General features: G+C 40.2%; 14 protein-coding genes. 9 read left to right on the top strand and 5 right to left on the bottom strand.

Features of this window, described 5'->3' with window-relative positions; genetic code table 11:
• Nucleotides 1-24: 24 nt before the first annotated feature.
• From F3G91_RS03355 to F3G91_RS03380, 6 genes are all read left to right on the top strand, one after another.
• Nucleotides 25-1,353, top strand: a complete 1,329-nt coding sequence (locus F3G91_RS03355) for an aminotransferase class V-fold PLP-dependent enzyme (protein WP_149700682.1) — start codon at nucleotides 25-27, stop codon at nucleotides 1,351-1,353.
• A complete protein-coding gene (thiD, locus tag F3G91_RS03360) occupies nucleotides 1,346-2,098 on the top strand; it encodes a bifunctional hydroxymethylpyrimidine kinase/phosphomethylpyrimidine kinase (protein ID WP_411160723.1) in 753 nt (250 codons plus the stop codon). Before F3G91_RS03355 ends, thiD begins: the two co-directional genes overlap by 8 nt.
• Entirely contained in the window at nucleotides 2,091-2,705 is a 615-nt protein-coding gene (gene thiE, locus F3G91_RS03365; RefSeq protein ID WP_149700683.1) for a thiamine phosphate synthase, read from the top strand. The genes thiD and thiE overlap by 8 nt, the downstream gene beginning before the upstream one ends.
• Before the next feature lie 262 nt (nucleotides 2,706-2,967).
• Nucleotides 2,968-3,711, top strand: coding sequence for a hypothetical protein (locus F3G91_RS03370; protein ID WP_149700684.1), 744 nt, complete (start codon nucleotides 2,968-2,970; stop codon nucleotides 3,709-3,711).
• 201 nt (nucleotides 3,712-3,912) lie between these two features.
• Nucleotides 3,913-5,994, top strand: coding sequence for a dynamin family protein (locus tag F3G91_RS03375; protein ID WP_149700685.1), 2,082 nt, complete (start codon nucleotides 3,913-3,915; stop codon nucleotides 5,992-5,994).
• Entirely contained in the window at nucleotides 5,987-7,819 is a 1,833-nt protein-coding gene (locus tag F3G91_RS03380) for a dynamin family protein (RefSeq protein ID WP_149700686.1), read from the top strand. Before F3G91_RS03375 ends, F3G91_RS03380 begins: the two co-directional genes overlap by 8 nt.
• Nucleotides 7,820-8,323: 504 nt before the next feature.
• Here F3G91_RS03380 and F3G91_RS03385 read toward each other — a convergent pair.
• Both F3G91_RS03385 and F3G91_RS03390 read right to left on the bottom strand, forming a co-directional pair.
• Nucleotides 8,324-9,430, bottom strand: a complete 1,107-nt coding sequence (locus tag F3G91_RS03385; RefSeq protein ID WP_149700687.1) for a D-TA family PLP-dependent enzyme — start codon at nucleotides 9,428-9,430, stop codon at nucleotides 8,324-8,326.
• Nucleotides 9,431-9,518: 88 nt separating this feature from the next.
• Nucleotides 9,519-11,972, bottom strand: a complete 2,454-nt coding sequence (locus F3G91_RS03390; protein ID WP_149700688.1) for a molybdopterin-dependent oxidoreductase — start codon at nucleotides 11,970-11,972, stop codon at nucleotides 9,519-9,521.
• A gap of 160 nt (nucleotides 11,973-12,132) precedes the next feature.
• Between F3G91_RS03390 and F3G91_RS03395 the strand changes: the two genes are divergently transcribed.
• Genes F3G91_RS03395 through F3G91_RS03405 form a run of 3 tightly spaced genes read left to right on the top strand, consistent with a single transcriptional unit; the run spans nucleotide 12,133 to nucleotide 13,634 of the window.
• Nucleotides 12,133-12,426 carry a putative quinol monooxygenase gene (locus F3G91_RS03395; protein ID WP_021084216.1) on the top strand — a complete coding sequence of 98 codons (294 nt, stop codon included), beginning with the start codon at nucleotides 12,133-12,135 and terminating at the stop codon, nucleotides 12,424-12,426.
• A gap of 32 nt (nucleotides 12,427-12,458) precedes the next feature.
• Nucleotides 12,459-12,680: a nicotinate phosphoribosyltransferase gene (locus F3G91_RS03400; protein WP_087581498.1), complete on the top strand. Its 222-nt coding sequence runs from the start codon at nucleotides 12,459-12,461 to the stop codon at nucleotides 12,678-12,680.
• Between the two features lie 51 nt (nucleotides 12,681-12,731).
• Complete coding sequence (locus F3G91_RS03405) at nucleotides 12,732-13,634, top strand: Cj0814-related protein (RefSeq protein WP_087583727.1); 903 nt, start codon at nucleotides 12,732-12,734, stop codon at nucleotides 13,632-13,634.
• A 129-nt stretch (nucleotides 13,635-13,763) separates the two neighbouring features.
• On the opposite strand, the gene F3G91_RS03410 is transcribed toward F3G91_RS03405, so the two are convergent.
• The 3 genes from F3G91_RS03410 to F3G91_RS03420 all read right to left on the bottom strand — a co-directional run.
• Nucleotides 13,764-16,502: a M16 family metallopeptidase gene (locus tag F3G91_RS03410; protein WP_149700689.1), complete on the bottom strand. Its 2,739-nt coding sequence runs from the start codon at nucleotides 16,500-16,502 to the stop codon at nucleotides 13,764-13,766.
• 100 nt (nucleotides 16,503-16,602) lie between these two features.
• Nucleotides 16,603-17,319 (bottom strand): basic amino acid ABC transporter substrate-binding protein, encoded by a 717-nt coding sequence (locus F3G91_RS03415; RefSeq protein ID WP_149700690.1) that lies wholly within the window; start codon nucleotides 17,317-17,319, stop codon nucleotides 16,603-16,605.
• A 649-nt stretch (nucleotides 17,320-17,968) separates the two neighbouring features.
• Nucleotides 17,969-18,885, bottom strand: a 917-nt coding sequence (locus F3G91_RS03420; RefSeq protein ID WP_223227807.1) for a methyl-accepting chemotaxis protein, incomplete at its 5' end; no start/stop codon positions are given.

Here is an 18,885-nt window from a genome sequence, read left to right on the forward strand (position 1 = left end):
CACGCAAAAACTAAAAGGCTAAAGTTGGTAAATTTAGAGCACATTAGAAGAGATATTATTTTAAAAAAAGGGATACATTATTTCGACTACACCGCCTCTGGGCTTGCGTATAAGCCTATCGAGGACGAGGTCGCTGATATCTTAAAAACCTACGCCAACACCCACTCGCTAACATCCTCAAATGCCTATAAAACGCAGCTTTTGTATGATAGCGCTAGAAGCGAGCTAAAGCGCGCTCTTGGGCTTGATGATAGGTTTTATCTCATAGCCACTGGATACGGCGCCACTGGTGCGATCAAGAAATTTCAAGAGCTTTTGGGGCTTTACGTGCCTCCAGCTACTAAAAGAAGGTTTGATCTAAAGCCAAACAACGACTCGCCTCTAGTCATTCTTGGACCTTATGAACACCACTCAAATGAGATCAGCTTTAAAGAGGCGCTTTGCGAGGTTGAGCGCATCAGACTTGCAAAAGACGGCAGCATCGACCTGTCTCACTTGGAGCAAATTTTAAAGATAAACCAAGGGCGCGAGATCATCGCTAGTTTTAGCGCAGCCTCAAACGTCACAGGCGTCATAAGCGACTACAAGCAAATTTACACGCTCGTTAAGAAATTTGGCGGCATCGTGGCATTTGACGTGGCGAGCCTTAGCGCCTATGCAAATTTAGACTGCGACTACTTTGACGCGCTCTTTATCTCGCCGCATAAGCTTCTTGGCGGAGTTGGTAGCTGTGGGCTACTGGCAATCAAAAAAGTGCTAGCAAATGACGATGTGCCAAGCTTTGCAGGTGGTGGCACGGTAAGCTATGTGAGCAAAAGCTACCATATATTTTTAAAGGATCAAGAGGCACTTGAAGAGGCTGGCACACCGCCTATTTTGGGGCTTATACGGGCAAATTTAGCTTACAAGCTAAGAGAAGAGATAGGGCTTGCTACCATTTACGAAAACGAGAGCGAGCTTAGCGAATACTTTTGCCAAAGGTTAAGAGAGATCCCAGAGCTAGTTAGCTACTGCCCGGCAAATTTAAAGCGCCTTGCCATTTTTTCATTTAATGTAAAAAACGTAGCTCCATACGAGCTTTCAAAAATTTTAAGCAAAGAGTATGGCATACAAACACGTGCTGGCTGCTCGTGCGCAGGCTCGTACGGACACGACCTTTTGGGGCTAAAAGAGGATCCAAATTTCACCCACAAGCCAGGCTGGGTGAGGGTTAGCCTGCACTATACGCATACTTTTGAGGATATTGATTATTTGGTGAGTGCGATCAAGAAAAGCATCGAGAAATACGCACTTTCATGGCAGGTCAAAGACCCTTTTGACGTAAAAGAGATAAGTGGGTGTGTGGGTGAGTAAAAAAAATGTTTTGATAGTTGCTGGAAGCGACAGCGTCGGGGGTGCAGGAGTGCAGGCGGACATAAAAAGTTGCGAGGCATTTGGCTGTTTTAGCGCAAGCGTCATCACAGCCGTGACCGCGCAAAATACAAATGGCGTTAGCAGCGTGCTTGCGATGCCAGCAAAGATGGTGAAAGCTCAGTTTGAGATGGTGCTAGCCGAGCTTGACATAGACGCTGTGAAGGTTGGCATGCTCTTTAACGAGGAGATAATAGCCGTTGTAAGCGCGTTTTTAAAGGGGTTAAGAGCTAAAAATGTGCCAGTTGTGATAGACCCTGTTTGTGTGGCAAAGTCAGGTGCAAAACTGCTAGAAGATGGGGCGATCGAAGCGCTAAAAGAGCTTTTAAACCTCGCAAGTGTTGCCACGCCAAACGTAGATGAGGCTAGGATTTTGGGTATTAATTTTACAAATTTGCCTTGCGATATGGTGCTAAAGCGAACGAAGGTTGATGAAATTTGCGAGGATACGCTCTATCTAAAAAATGGTGGCGTCATGAAATTTAGCGAGGAGCTTTTTGAGCCTAGAGTGATGCACGGGGCTGGTTGTAGCTTCTCAAGCTCGCTAGCGGCCATTTTAGCGCAGCAAAGTGATCTAGTAAGCGCCATAAAAATGGCTAAAAAATTTGTGGCAAACGGGATAAAAAATGCTCATAAAAGTAAATTTGGAGCACGGCTTATAGATCATAAAGCAGGGATTAATGGCTGAAATTTACGCTATTAGCGATGATATTTTAATGCCTGAAAATTTGGCTTTAGAATACGTAAGAGAGATTTTGGAGTGCGGGGTTAAATTTTTTCAGTTTAGGTCAAAAAAAGCGGTCAAAAATGAGAAGCTCGCAAGTGAAATTTTAAATTTATGCGAGAAATTTGGCGCGAAATTCATCGTAAATGATGATGTCAAATTTGCTAAAAAGATAGGCGCAAAGGCTGTTCATCTGGGCAAAGACGATGGGGACATAAAAGAGGCGTTTGAGATTTTGGGCAAAGACGCATATGTTGGCGTTAGCTGCTATAACGATATAAATTTAGCCATCAATGCCGCTAAAAACGGTGCTAGCTACGCTGCTTTTGGCTCTATTTTTACAAGCCCCACAAAGCCAAATGCTCCAAAATGTGAGCTTGAAGTGGTTAAAGAGGCAAAGCAAATTTTAAACCTACCTGTTTGTGTGATAGGTGGTATAAATGAGACAAATATCGGCTCGCTCTCTCACGTAAAACCTGATCTCATCGCCGTCATCTCAGCGATCTACAAAGATGGTAACATCAAAGAAAATATCAAAAATTTACAAAAGATAATTGAGCTAAATTTCTAAGCCGGTTTTAGCAAAAATTTGTTTTGAAAATTAGCAAAGCACATATCACATAGGCAAAATTTAAATTATAAATCTATGTTTTACAAATTTTAAAACTTTCACTGCTGGTAAGAATTGACTACTAAAATTATTCATTTATAAAATTCTAAAATTTCAATAATTATTTTAATAAATTATATTTATGTAATTTATTTTAATAAAATCATAATAATTTAAACTTTAGTTTGGTACTATTTTATCAGATTTACAAAAAGGTAAAATGATGAAAAAGGCTCTATTTCTAGGATTTAGCGCACTTTTATTATTAGTGGGCTGCAAGGAAAGCAACATAGTCCTTGTTAAGAACTACACTTTAAAAGGTAATAAATCAATAACAATAGGCTCGGCGATAGATAGCTTTAAAGGTTGCTCAAGCACTCAGTGGCAAGACATTAGTAGCGATGGAAAGAAAGTGGTTAAAGTAAGCTGCGTAGTGGGAAAAAATGTACTTGAAGATGAGTTTAAAAGAAAAAATAACGGCTACATAAAAGCTCTAAATAATGCCAAGGCTGCTCAGCAAAAAAAAGTTGATAACAGCTTGGAGCTAGCACTTGATAGCGCAAATAGCATATTAAAGAACGGTAAAAGTATAGACAAAGAGACTATTTTATCCATCGCAAACAAACACTGTAAATTTGATCCAATGAAAGAAAGCGCTAGCTATATAGCCTCTGTTAGCTGTGATCTTGAGTTTAAAAATGAGCTTGCTCAAATTTTAGATATCAAGCAAAAATGGGTCTTTGACAACGTCGTAGCCCAAAGCAAATATGCCGCCTACTACTCGCAAAAAGAGCCAGAAGTGATCTATTTTGGTGAAAATACTAAAAAGATAAATGAGAGAGTTATTGAGCTTACCTTCACGATAAATAGCGATAAAAGTGTTAATATCTCAAAGGTTGCAAAGATAGATGATGGCGACACAAAAGATATAAACCGCGGTTTGATTGCGATGTTTTACGCAAGATAAATTTTGCTACTAAAATAAATATCTTTAAGTTTAAAAGTATTACATTTTAAAAGCAATGCTCTCACTTATTTGCAAGAGCAAATTAGCTATTTTAGAAATTAAAGTTGTGTTTTACCATCTACTAAAGCTCGTAACTCTTCTTTGATAGCTTCATAAGTAAAAATTTAATAAAATCCCAAAATATCAATAAAAAGAGTCTTTATGAATGAGTTTTTAAAACAGGCTTGGCGTGCAAATAAAATTTATACAAATGCTGCTGCTAGCGTGCCATTTTACCCAGATCTGCTAGCTCTTCTTTTAATATGCGACGAGAAAAATTTAGATCAGTTTATGGCGCTTGATGAGTTTAGAGCGGTGCTAAAAAGGCTTAAAATCGAGCTTGATATATTTAGCATACAAAGTGCGCAGCTTGCGACTCTTAAGGCGCTAAACGAGGCTAAAATTTCAAGCGATGAGATCGTAAAATACCTAGAAATATTGCGTGATGAAAAGATCATAGATGAAGAGAAATTTGGCTTTTTAGAAAAGATCATAAGCAAAAACAAGGGCGCTAATGAGGCTAAAATTTCTCATATAAAGCCAAAAGATCACTTCCATAAAAACCTAGACTTTTTAAACGAGATAAACGAAAAAGCCAGCTTGCTTGATAACGAAAAAACATTTTTAGAGGCGCTTGTGGCAGCCAAAAAAAGATCAAATGAAACGCTTTTTAACATAGCTGCAAGTGGCGTCATAAACTCTGGCAAATCAACCCTTTTAAATGCCCTTTTAAACAAATCCGTCCTTGGCGCTTCAAACGTGCCAGAAACGATAAATTTAACCATTTTAAAATACTCCAAAGATAGCTTTGCGAGAGTAAATTTTTACACCTTAGATGAGCTTTTAGCACTTGGTATACCAAGCGAAAATTTGCCAAGCAAAAGCGTAGATATCGGCATAGACGAGATAAAAAACTACACCTCTTCAAGCTCAAAAACAGCAAATCTTGTAAAAAGTGTCGAACTTTATGACGACTTGGAGCTTTTAAAGGACAATGTCTGCATCATAGACACGCCAGGCATCGATGATGCGGTGATTCTAAGAGAGCAGATCACTACAAATTTTATGAAAAAGTGTGACCTTTTGGCTCACCTGATGAACGCCTCACAAAGTGCCACGCAAAAGGACGCGCTCTTTTTGAAAAAATGTCTTGAAAACTCGCATATCGTAAGGCTTGCCGTGGTGCTAACTCACGCTGATGAGCTAAGTGCCAAAGAGCTAAACGAGACGCTAAACTACACTAAAAAAGCGATCGGCGAGCAGATAAATGGCGTGGAGATTGATTATTTTGCGCTTAGTGCAAAAAGCTACTTAGAAGGTGCTGCAAATAGCGGTGTAGAGGAGTTTAAGGACTATCTTTACGAGGTGCTTTTTGGCAAAAACTCTAAAAAATCAGCCCTTATTTTAAGCTCGTATCAAAAGGAGCTAAAAAATATCCTAAATAGCAAGCTTGAAGCCACTAAGGCTGAAATTTTGTCGCTCAAAGCTTATGAAGTGGAGCTTAAAAAGCTTCAAAATGAGCAGGCAAGCGTCAAAAACGCACTTAGTGAAAATTTCTCCAAACTTGAAAGTCTAACCAAAAACGAGCTTGTAAAGCTTGAAAGCAGCAATACCAAAAACATCTATAAAATGGGGCTTGAGACGCTTTTGCAAAATCTAAACGACAAGGTAAAAAGTGAGATAGCCTACTGCAAAAGCAAAAAGCAAAGCTTAAATTTTGAGCGCCTAGAGCAAATCGCAAAAACGACGCTTCGTGACGGTGTGATGGCACTTATGAGAGAGGCTAGAAACGAAACTTTGGTGCAAACAAAAGCATGCGAGCAAAACATCGCTTTAAATTTTGATGATTATGTGATGAGCAAAGATGAGGTTTTTAACATCAATGACTTTTTAGAGCAAATGGGCGTAAAGCTTGAATTTAAGGAGCTTTTAGCTGCATTTAGAGCTAAAATTTCAAGTGACGCAAGTGAAGCACTTTTAGGCTTAAAAAGGGGATTGCTAAAAGATAAAAATATCTCTCAATTTTGTGAAATTTTAACTGACCACGAAAAAAACCGCCTTTTAAACCTCATAAAAACCTACGAAAGCGCTCAAAAAGCCACGCTTGATAAGAGGCTAAAAGAGCTAGATCGTGAGCTAGAAAAGCTTAGCTCGCAAAATCAAAACTCACTTTTAAAACTAAAAGAGCAAAACGCCTTGCAAGATGAAATTTGCTCGCTTTTAGAGGAGCTAGAAAATGTTTAATGAGTTCATAAATGCCTATAAGGCGAGATATTTTAAGGTTTTTACAAGCGACTTTAAGGGTGAGCTAGCAAGGCTGGTAAACGAGCTAAATGATCCAAGCCTGCACGCAAGCGATGAGATAAAAGAGAGCCTAAATTTACTAATCGACACGCTAAATGAGCCACCTCTCATCGCTGTTATAGGGCAGTTTTCAAGTGGCAAATCAACATTTTTAAACGCTTTGCTTAGACAAAACATCTTGCCATCAGGTCTAACGCCCGTCACAGCAAAGGCTGTGCGGCTAAAATTTGCAAAGATGCCACTTCTTAGCGTGAAATTTGCAAATGGCAGCGAGAGTTTGCTAGCTAGCAGCGAGCTTGCAGAGCTAAACGCCATGAGCGAGCAGATAAAAAGCATGACACTTTATGCGCCAAGTGAAATTTTAAAAGAGGTAAATTTCACCGACACGCCAGGGCTAAACTCACTACGAGATGCCGACACAAAAGAGACCAAAAATACGCTAAAAAAGGTCTGCGGCGCGATATGGCTAAGCCTCGCAAACAACGCAGCAAAGGCTAGCGAGCTTGAAAGCGTAGAAGAAATTTTAAAGACAAACGATCTAAAGGCTCTTTGCTTCATCAACCAAAAGGATAAGCTAAGCGAGGATGAGCTTGAAAGCTTGCTAAAGCACGCTAGGCAAACTTATGGCGAGCTTTTTGAAGATATCATCGCCATCTCGTCAAAGCAAGCACTCCATGGCATCACAAATGAAAACAATAGCGAGCTAGAAAGCTCAAATTTCGCTAAAGCACTAAGCGCGGTAAAAGAGACGTTTTTAAGTGTGAGCTTTAAAGAAAATTTCATAAAAGCAAGGGCGAAAAAGATAGTAAATTTTTTAATTAGCGAGCAAGAAAATCGCCTAAAAGTTTATAGCGCAGCTGATGAAATTTTGGATAAATTTAATGCCACGCTTGAAGAAAAACTAGAGGCGATAAAAGATGAGTTTAAGCCTAAAATCGCCATGCGATACAGCGATATGAGCGAGGCTATAAAGCTTGCAAGTGATGAAGTTTTTAAGCTGCTTAAGCCATTTTCTAGGACAAAATTTAACCCAGCAAAGACGCTTTTAAACAAAGAAATTTATAAGCGCGAGAACTTTGAGATGATAAGCCTTGACACGGACGAGGTCTTTTCAAAGCTCATCTACGAAGATATCGTCTTTTCTAAATTTTTTAAACGCTATAAAAGAGACCTAAAAGAGCTTGAAAACGAGATCATATCGGCTTTTGATGGGCTTTATAAAAGCTTAGAAGATGAGCTTTTCGTTTACAAATCTCGCTACGAGAGCTTTAATCCATTTGATGAGTTTGCCTCAAACTACGAGACAAAATCGATAAATACCTACGCTGGCAGGACATATGAGAATTTCTTAAGAGAGTATGAAAATGCCAAATTTAAGGCGACGCAAAAGATATCGCTCTTTTTTGAAAAGCTTGACGTAAAGGTTGCGTCAAACTACGAAAATGCGCTTAAGCTTACGGTTTATTTTCTAAAGCAAAAGATCGAAAACTCGCTAAATTCGCACCTGCAAATGGGCACGCCACTTTATATCCCAAGTGCAAAAGGGGTTTATGAGCGCATGCTAAATGCCTTTAGCCTGTATGAATTTGACGATCTTATGTGCTCAAATAACTCCTTTTTAAATAAAACTTTGCTTGACATAAAGACAGAATTTAATGAAATTTACGCCCAAAAAATAGCGATGCTTGAGCGCCTAAAAGCAAAGCCAAAAGAGCAAATTTTAAAGCTAGAAAAACTGCAAGAGAGTTCGGTGATATTAAAATGAAATTTGAACTCAAACTGCATGTGTGAGCTGTGAGCGCCTTGTAAATTTTAAAATTTCATGAATGAGTAATTTCGGCTCTAAAATTTGAGCTAAGCTGTAAGCGAAGCCAAATTTTAGTAGTCAATTCTTAGGAGTGAATGGAATTTTAAAATTTGCAAAATAGCTTGATTAAATTTATAAATTTCTTTTTATCAAAAAGGGAGACAATGGGGGCTTAAATTACGAAGCCGTCCCCTTATCTCCCTTTAGATCCCACAATCCCCTCGCACGTTCAAGGTGCATGCGTCAGTGCTAAAGCACTGCATGCGGTTTATCATCAGGTAAGTGTCAGGCAAATTTTAAAATTTCATGAACGAGTAATTTCGGCTCTAAAATTTGAGCTAAGAGGTAAGCGAAGCCAAATTTTAGTAGTCAATTCTTGCAAGTGAATGAAAGTTTAAAATTTGTAAAAAGCTTTATTGAATTTTAAAATTTGATTTTTTGCATAAAACCCTAGAATTTTTCCTACTCTATCCTTCCACGGGCCAAAACAGGCACTTTCTCGCAGACCTCATCGCCACTTACGAGATAGGCGTAGTCATACAAATTTACCACCGGACAGATGTGGTTTGGATAGATACGTACTAAATCGCCCACGCGCACACTTTTTGCAAATTTCTCGTTTAAGATGATCGCATGCTCGTCAAATAGGCTATCTATCCACACCTCATGCTCCGCGATGAGCCCCATGCCAGGCGTCGTGCAAAAGCCCTCGCTGCGCCTCTCTTTGGTTAGCGCCTTTGCCCCAGCATCAAGGATCGTGCGGGTCGCAGTCGGCCTTGAGATCACGACGCTAAGCACGCTAGCGGCGTTCATATCAAAGCTGCCATAAGCATTTGCCTGCGACGCATCCATAAATATATATGTGCCGGGGCGAAGCTCCGTAACGCCTTTTGGTATCTCAAAATCATTTATCAGTGAGGGCGTCGAGCCTATGCTAACGGTAAAATTTTCATATCCAAACTCACGCGCGATATCAGCAAATTTTAGCGTTCTCTTGGTTGCCACCCTAAAAATTTGCTCGCACTCACGCTTATCTTTTGCCTTGTATGAGTGGCCATCATGTGAGAAAACGCCGCAAAATTCCACGTTTTTGCACTCTTTAAAAGCACTCATCAAAGCTGTAAAATCGCCCTCTTCTATGACGCCTGAGCGGTTTTCGCCAACTTCTATCTCAACAAGCAGCCTAGCTATCTCGCCAGCCTCGCCAAAGACCTCATCGATGAGTCTTAAAACGCCCACGCTATCGACGCCAAAGCTCACTTTAACGCCAGATCTTACAAGCGCTATAATGCGAGCAAATTTCTGCCTTGTGACGATCTCATTTGCGATGAAAATGTCGTTTAGCCCCTCTTTTGCCATCACTTCAGCCTCGCCCACCTTTGCCACCGTGATGCCCTTTGCGCCGCACTCTACTTGCAGTTTTGCAAAATACGGCATCTTGTGCGTTTTAGTATGTGGTCTTAAGCTTACGTTAAATTTATCAGCATATTTTTGCATTTTTTCTAAGTTTTTTAGCACTATATCTTTGTCTATGAGCAGTGCTGGGGTGTCTATTTCAGTGATTTTCATGAGCTATCCTTTCTTTTTTCTTAGATTTTAACTCTAATTATTTAAAAAAGGATAGCTTTTAGCACTTTAAATTTTCAAAGTGTTACTTTTAGGCCTTTCTTGCGGCGATCTTTGGTGCGTCAAACGTCCTGACACGTTTTGGCGTGCCTTTAAATTTCTCGACCTCGACAAGGCTCGTGTGGGCGGTGTTGCTCTGGCTCATCTTGCTTGATGGCACGTCTTTTGTGAGCACGTTTAAATTTCCGTGCAAGCAAAGGCTCTTCTCGCCTGGCACATCTGGGTCGTACCAAGCGCCCTCGCTCACGATGACGACGTTTTGTGGCACGTCCTCGGTCACAAATGCACCGCACAAAATTTCGCCCCTGTCGTTGTAAATTTTAACCACATCGCCCATTTTTATCCCTCTAGCCTCGGCTGTTTTTGGGTTTATGAGCACTGGCTCGCGCTCTGCGATCTCGTTAAAATGGCGAAGCACAGAGTTATTTAGCTGTGAGTGAAGTCTAAATTTAGAGTGCGCGCCGCTGATGGCGATAGGGTATTTTTTATTTTTTGCACCCAGCCACTCAAATGGCTCAAGCCACGTCGCATGCGGCGGGCAGTCATCATAGCCAAAGCCAGCGACCGTTTCAGAGTAAATTTCTATCTTGCCAGATGGCGTTTTTAGCGGATTTGCCACTGGGTCGTCGCGGAATTTCTTATAGTTTGTAAAGTAGCGTTTTTTCTCATCGACCTTGTCAAATCTAAAATATCCCTTCTGCCAAAACTCATCAAAGCTTGGCATGCTCTCATACTCAAGCCCAGCAGCCTTTTTAACGGCATCTTCGTAAATTTCTTTGACCCACTCTAGCTCGCTTTTGCCCTCGCTAAATGCCTCTTCTCTGCCCCACTCTTTTGCAATGAGCCTTGCGATCTCGAAGTCGCTCTTGCTCTCGCCAAATGGCGTGACAAGCGGCTTAATGGCAAAGAGATATTCGTTAGTTGAGTTTGCCATCTCGATGTCCGTTCGCTCGCACTCAAGCGCAGCTGGCAGGACGATGTCGCTAAATTTGGCCGTGCTCGTCCAAAATGGCTCGCAAGTGATGATCGCTTGCACTTTTTGCATAGCTTTTATCGCTCTGTTTGTCTCTGGGTGCCTTGTAAATGTCGAGCCGTTGGCGTTAAACATCACTCTGATCTTTGGTAGCTTGTAACTCTTGCCATTTCTAGTTATCTCTTTGCCAGGGCTTAAAAGCGCGTCTATGAGCCTTGAGTTTGGCAGCTCGTAGCCCTTAGTCTTTGGCACTAGACCGCTGTCGATAAATCTTTGTGGCACTTTCGTCTCAAAAGCCGCTAGTTTAGGCGCTACAAAGCTCTCGTCGGCGTTTTTGTGCATGCCGTCATTTGTGACAAAGCCACAACCCTCTTTGCCGATGTGTCCAAGCATCGCATTTAGCGTCACAAGCGCCCAGTAGGCCATCTCGCCGTGATCTTGCCGCTGAATCGCGTAGCCGCTAACTATGACTGCGTCGTTTTTGGCTAGATACTCGCTAAATTTCGCCAGTTCTTGCTCGCTCACGCCACAAATTTTGCTTGCCCAAGCTAGGTTTTTATTTACCCCGTCTTTTGTGCCAAGCATATACTCTTTAAATTTATCAAAGCCAACGGTGTATTTGTCTATAAATTCTTTGCTGTAAAGCCCCTTTTCAAAAAGGTAGTTACACATACCTATCATCATCGCCGTATCGGTGCAAGGCACGACTTCAAGGTACTTTGCGCCAAAATATCTTGCGCTTTCGTTGTGATAAACGTCCACGCTATAAATTTTCATCTCGCCGCTCTCGCCTTTTTTTCTGATCTCGTCGTAGTATTTATATGAGTTGTGAAGCGGCACACCAATGGCGATCTTGTTTGAAACGACTGGGTTTGTGCCCCAAAATACGATAGTCTTGGCATTTTTTAAGATAGCCTCCCACTTTGTTGGTGCTAGTGTTGGGTCGATCGAGCCAGTGATGTGCGGCATGATGACAGTCGCTGCGCCGTATGAGTAGCCACCAAGCTCATTTACATATCCGCCAAGCACGTTAAGTAGCCTCTTTGCGGTCTTTTGGCTGTGACCAACTTTGCCAAGGCTACCCCACTGATAAACCTGTCCGTAGATCGCTTCAGCGCCGTATTTATCAAAATTTTCTTTTAAAATTTTTGCACTTAGTTTTATCGCTTCGTCCCAGCTAACGCGCACAAACTCCTCTTTGCCACGAAGCTCTGGCTTTGGGTTGTTTGGGTCAGCCAAAAAGCTCTTTCTAACAAATGGATATTTTACACGGCTTTCATTTTGGATATGATCAAGAAGTGCGTTGTTTAGCTCATTTGGGCACGCATCGCCCTCAAATGGCTCAGTCTCTACAACGCGCCCTGCGATAGTTCTTACATAAAATGGGCCAAATTTGTTCGCACTTAGCCCGCTTTGCTTGTCAAAAAGCGCCTGAGCTGCTCCGTCAAGCTCTTTTGCCTGAAGGCTTGCTGCACTTAAGGCACCAAGCTTTAAAAAGTCTCGTCTTTTCATTTTTTCTCCGATTTTGGTTAAATTTACTGTTTTTGGTTGGTTTTATGAGTTATAAATTTAGTATTTTGTATCATCTTGTCATGAAAAGGCCTTGTAATGTGATACGCAAACTTGCGTCTAAATTGCGTTATTTTAGCCAAAAAATATTAAAGGATAAGAAATGGTAGGATTTTATGTAAATGTAAAGTTAAAAGCTGGATGCGAGGCGAAATTTGAAGAGATTTTAAAAGAGATCGTGCCAGCTTCAAGAAAAGACAAAGGCTGCATAAGCTACGAGTGTGGCGTAGTTGCAGGCTCTAAAAGCGAATACTGCTTTATGGAGAGCTGGGAAAATTTAGAGAGCCAAAAAGAGCACATGAAGAGCGCTCACATGGTGAAAAATGCGGCTGCGCTGGAGGCTTGCAAAGAGAGCCAAGAGGTGAAAATAATAAATTTTGTAAGCGTAAAGGAATAATATTTGCTTAAAAAAGGACAAAATTTAAAAAAATGAGCGAAGAAAAGATGCTTGAGATGATAAACGCGACTGCCGATGTTATATTTATGGCTATACTTAGAGGACGTGTGAGCCTTGAAGCCTGCAAAAAAGACAAGGAGTTCATCGACGCTTTAAGAGAAGAGCTGCTTAGCAAAAACCCAAACAAGCTCAAAGTCGCGCAAGATTCGCACCAGATGATCGCCATTTTCGAAAAATACCGCAATAAAAAATAATTCAACTTAAAATTTAAATCCATTTGCCGATATAGTGTTAAAGGATTTGACATGATAAACGCACTAAATGGATTTAATCAAAGCTTTAACTATCAAGACACTTTTAATAAGCAGCCAACGACTATCGCAAATTTAGGCAAGGTAAAAATTTCTCCCAATGCCCTAGACATCAAGCATCTATCACTCTCTGGCTACTCGTCAAATTATAAAATTTCTATCTGGGGCAAGATAAATGGCATAGATAGTTCTATGAGTAAAGACGAGGTTGCTAGCCTTAAAAATTTCGTTGATAGCACGAAGCTTTGGAGGTTAAATTCCATCCTTACTAGCGAGAAAAACGGATTTAGTGTAGATGAGTTTAACAAAACCTATCACATATCCGCTAATGCCACCAAAGCTCTTGGCGCTCTAATCAATCACGACATTGGCGTACTTCATCTAAGTCGTGAGGCTAGAAATTTGCTAGATTCTGATCTAAGTGTCGATAAATTTAAAGACAAATGGCTGGAATTTACCGCCGAAAAGATACTTGGCGAGCATGCAAATGTGAAAATTTCTTTCAAAGACGGGGCTCTCTCTTACGAGCAAACATCGGCTAAGAAGCGCATAGAAATCCTAGGTCAAGCGATGCCACAGCGTGTAAGCTACGCTGATAAAAACAGCAAAGATGAGTTTTTGAAATTTCTAAAAACAAGCTATGAAAAGGGTGAAAATATCGCTGATGTGCTGCAAAATATCGCTCTTACGCCAGTTAGAGAAGATGGCGGTGAAGAGATAGAAGAAGAGAAATTTAAGCCTATGCAAGTTACCAAAAAGAGCGTGACCTACACGGACAAGGATATAAAACGCGAATTTTTCGAGGAGTTTATCAGGCGTGAGGTCGAAAATGGTGCGAGCTTTGATGATCTAGTGCAAAAGCTAAACAAGCTAAAGCCAAAGGATATACTGGCTTAGCTTTAGGGTTTAAATTTTGGGGCTGGCTTAGCGCGCTAAATTTATTTTGCTTAAATTTTGGAGGCTGGTTTAGTCCTCTAAATTTATATTTGAATTTAAAGAACCAGCCAGCCCAGCCCCAAAAAATTTCTACTTCGGATTATTTATACTTATCACCATATTTTTCTCACCAAGATATAGCCTAGCAGCCTCTTTGATGTCGTCATTTGTGAGCGCTTTGACCACATCTATATACTCATCAGCCGTGTAAAGTGGCGTGTTAAAAATTTTATTTGAGATGATGAGATTTTGCCAAAACTCAGGCTTTTCATAGTCTTTCTTTATAGAAATTTCACTCTGCGCCTTAAAATCCTCCAAATGTTTTGGCAAGAGCGCGCCATCACGCTTGATGTTAGCTATTATCTCCTTTATCTCGGCGATGATCTTGTCCGTGTTTGCAGGGTCGCAAGTAAAGCCGATCACCGCCTTTGAGTGCTCATACGGATAGCGAGCGAGCTTGGCATTTAAGCTAAAGCCGTATGTTTGACCTTTGTCTTCTCTGATCTTTTCTCGAAGCGCCGTTTTTAAGACCGAGCTTAGCGCTCTTAGCTTGACCACCTCTTTGAAGCTATATTTTGTATCTAAATTTACGATATCCACGCTCACATCGCTTCTTTTTGTGCTTTGATACTCTCTTTTAAAGGTGTGCTGCCCTTTGATGCTTCGCACGCCATCATCTTTAAAATTTTCAGCCTCGCCAAGCTTTGGCAAAGTAGCGATATACTTTTTAACAAGTGGCAAAAGCCTCTGTTCGTCGGTATCGCCGATGATTACGAAGGTGTATGAGGCTGCGTTTGTAAATTTATCATACACGATCTTTGTAAGCTCTTGTAAATTTAAAGCGTCGATCTGAGCCATCTCAACGGGCGCTACACGCTTGTTGTTTTCGTAAAAAAACTTGCTAAATTCGGTGCTAAATTTATATTCAGGCAAATTTTGCTCTTTAGCTAGCTCATCTTTTGCTCTTTGTTTTATCCTCTCAAACACGTTTGCATCGGCTCTTGGAGAGCTAAACTCTAAATTTATAACAGCCATTAGTGAGTCAAGATCGCCCGTGCTAGATGAGCCGTAAATGCCCTGTGTAAGCGCTTCTATACTCTTTTCGTAGCTTACTATCTTGTCGTTTAGCACCTTTGAAAGCTCGTAGTTGTTAAATTTGCCAACGCCACTTTCATTTGTGAGCGCAACCGCAAAACCGCCAAGCTTAGGATCAGCTAGATCTGAAGTGCCGCCCTTGCTAATGGCTGCAAACAAAATGCTATCTTTTTTGGTAGCTAGTGGCTTAAAGATGACTTGCGAGCCATTTGGCAGCTTATAAGTGTAGATGCCATGCTTTTGGTCAAATTCGCTAGAAAGGGTATCTTTTGGCTCTAAATTTTCATTGCCAAGGCTCTTATTTAGGCTCTGGTTAGCTAAATTTGTATCGTAAGGTTTTGCCTCATCTTTTAGCTTCAAAAAGGCATCTTTGCTAAGCTTAAAGCCATCTTTACTAAAGACCCTCACGCGCTCATCAGGTATGGCTAAAATTTGCCTAAATCTAGCATTTACCTCTTCAAGAGTGATCTCGTTTAAGAGCTTTAGGCTAAGGTTTTTGCTATCTTCGTCGCTTAGCACAAAGCCGCCATTTTCGATCATATTTAAAATTTCACCTGCATAAACGCTTGATTTTTTAGTTTTTGAGCGTTTAAATTTAGCCTCCACGTTTGCCACAAACGCCTTTTTCACATCGCTAAAGTCGCCTTTATTAAAGCCAAATTTCTCAATGCCCTTTAAAACGCTTAACATATCTTTAAGGCTAGCGTTAAAATCATCTCCGATCACATTTGCCTCAAAACTATAAATTTTTTGCTTTGCTTGAAGCGTTTGCGCCATAAAATCAACACTTAAATTTGATGAATTATTTGCATTTTTTTGCTCATAAAGCATATTTATAAGGCTTTCTATTAGCGCATCTTTTAAATTTCTCTTCACATCAGCCTCATCCAAGACTGGCTTAAATTTATCAAAAAAGCTAAGTCTTACAAACTGAGCCGCCGTCTCGTTTGCGTCGTAGTTAAAGACGTTTAGCCCATCTTTAAAAGCGATACTTTTATCTGGATGAGCGTAAGAGTTGCTGTTTTTTGCTGCGCTAAAGCTTTTTTCTATCAGGGCTTTTATCTCGTTTTTATCAAAGTCGCCAACTGCCACAAAGCTCATAAATCTTGGCTGATAAAGCCTCTCGTAAAACTCTTGCATGTGTTTAGCATCCACGCTTTTTATCACGTTCATGTCGCCTATTGGCACTCTTTTTTGATAGATGCTACCTGCAAAGATGTCCTTACTTTGGGCAAGATAGAGCCTATATGCTGGCGTGTTTCGCTGGCGCTCCTCTTCCATGACGACGCCCCGCTCCTTATCAAGCTCGCCTGCATCGATCTTTACGCCGTCTATCCAGTTTGAAAAGACCTTAAAAACATCCTTTAAATTTTTCTCATTTACATTTATGCTTAGCGTGTAGCTCGTCTGATCGTAGCTTGTTTGCGCGTTTAGATCAGCGCCAAATTTGACCCCAAGGCTCTCAAGCTGTTTGATGAGCTCATTTTTGCTAAAGTCGCGGCTGCCATTAAACGCCATGTGCTCCAAAAAGTGCGCAAGCCCCTGCTCGCCCTCTCTCTCATCAGTCGAGCCTGAGTTTACGACTAGGTAAAAGATGGCCGTTTTTTGTGGGAGTTTATTCTCTTTTATATAGTATTTTAGCCCGTTTTCAAGCTCGCCACTTAGCATATCTTTGTCATTTTGCAAGGCAAAGAGGCTAAGTGCCAGGCACAAAAGCAGCAGAATTTTTCTCATAATCCGTCCTTTAAATTTCTATGTAAAAGCGGATTTTAGTATAAATTTTAAAATGCAAGATAAAGCTAGCCTGCCAAATTTGCAGGCTAGTTAGGAGGCGTTATTTTAGTTCGTATTTTTTAAGCAGTGCGTCGTAACTGCCGTCTTTTTTCATCTCATCTAAAATTTGATTTATCTTAGCGATAAGCTCACTCTGCTTATTTTTATCAAAAGCGATTGAAAAGCCCTCGCTGCCATCAACCTCTTTGAAAAATGCCTCTACTTCAGGGTTTTTCTTGATAAAGCCGTAGCCGATCGAGCTATCAAGGATAACCGCGTCAAATTTGCCAACTTTTAGCCCCATGATGAGTGGCACAGTATCTTCTGAAGGCACTACTTTTGCGCCATTTATCGCATTTGCAGCTAGCTCTTGGATAGTGCCTTGTTGCACGCCTATTCTCTTACCAGCAAGCTCTTCTTTAGCCTTGAGCGCATCGTTGCCTTTTTTCTTTAGGTAGATGTTTTCAGTTAGGTAGTATGGCTTTGTAAAGTCGATCGACTTTAGTCTGTCTGGAGTCGCACTCATCGCACTTATGATGCCATTTATCTTACCAGCCTTAAGCGCAGGTATGAGGCCATCAAAGCTCATATTTATGATCTTGTATGAAAAGCCAGCACGCTTTGAAATTTCATCTATCAAATCGATGTCAAAGCCTGTTATTTTGTTGTTTTCATCGATGTATTCAAATGGCGGGTAGTTTGCCGCTGTACCAAATTTTAGCTCGTTTGCGCAAAGAGCAACAAAAGCTGTCAGTAAAAGAGCAAAGATCTTTTTCATGTCTATCCTTTAAAGGTGATTTAACGCCCTAATTATCGGCATTTATCTATTAAAATTCGTTTAAATTTAACGTAATGACAGAAATTTACACAAGCTTGTAAAGTGTATAGGTACGTGCGCTAAAAGAAGTCAGGCAAATTTTAAAAATTTATGAGCGTGTGTATCTAAAATTTATTAGGGCTTTTAAAACGCATGCAGTGCGAAGCACTGAAGCATGCCACTTCTAACGTGCGAGGGGATTAGGGGATTTAAAAAGGGGGATAAGGGGACGGCTTCGTAACTCGAGTCCCCTTGTCTCCCTTTTAAATAAAAGAATTTATAAATGCAATAAAGTTTTTTTTGCAAATTTTAAAACTTTACTCACTCGCCTTAGCAACTTACTAAATTTAGGGCTCATAACTATTCGCCACTAAATTTAGAAGCGTGATATGCTCGTTCATAAATTTTAAAATTTGTAAAACATTACAAGCAAGAGTAGAAAAATATAAAAACCCAAGATTAAAATTAAAGTCTAGAATTTAAAGTAACTATATAAAGAATTAAATTTAAAAATATATAAACCCCCCAACCCAGCCTAAACTAGGTTGGGGTTTATTGAGTAGTTTTGCATTAAACAAATTTGATTTTGTTAAAACTCTAAAGAAAGAAGTTAAAACCTCTTCTTTCTAACCTCTTCAACTATGGCTTTAGCCATCTCATCTACTTCTGATGTTACTTCGTTTGCTTGGTTTGCAATTACCACATTCTCTTTTGTTAAGTGATCTATTTGAGCAACTGATTGATTTATCATATTTATGCCTTCACTTTGCTCTTTGATTGATTCACTCATCTCATTTATTGATTGAGCTAGGACATTTGTATTTGCTTCTATCTCACCAAGTGATTTTTGTGTTCTTTCAGCTAGTTTTCTAACTTCATCAGCAACAACGGCAAATCCTCTACCATGCTCTCCTGCACGTGCAGCTTCTATTGCAGCATTAAGAGCTAGAAGGTTTGTTTGATCTGCTATATCTCTAATGATAGTTATGATGTTTTTGATCTCATCACTTTGTCTTATAACATCAGCTGTCTTTTGAGAGATGGCATTCATTGAGCTAGACATTTGTTCAACTGCAGCTGCGCTTTCTTGTAAGCTATTTGCTTGAGTGTTTGCTGAGCTAGCTACTTTAGATACTGAGCTAGCTAGAAGTTTAGCTTTTTCTTCTAGTACTTGTGCTTGGTTTAGATTGTCATTTAGCATTTTAGATATCTCTATGCCTAGAGAGTTTATACCACTTGCTATCTTACCATCATCATCAAGTCTTTTTGTAAAGTCTTGGTTTTTATAAGTGTTTAGTAGATCAAGTACATCTTTACCATTACTTGATATTGCATTTTTAAGAGCAAGTTGTAGATCTTTAAATGTGCTTTTTAGTTGATTTAGAGCTGGGTTGTTTGTATCAGCTTCTAGGCTTGCTTCATAGTTGCCATCTTTTATCTCATTTACAAAGGTGTTGGCTTTTTGGATGAATATACTTTGATCTTTCATACCATCTTCAATGGCCTTTGTGTTTTTGTTTATTAGCT

It is taken from the genome of Campylobacter concisus, from assembly GCF_902460715.1.
Lineage (GTDB): Bacteria > Campylobacterota > Campylobacteria > Campylobacterales > Campylobacteraceae > Campylobacter_A > Campylobacter_A concisus_AK.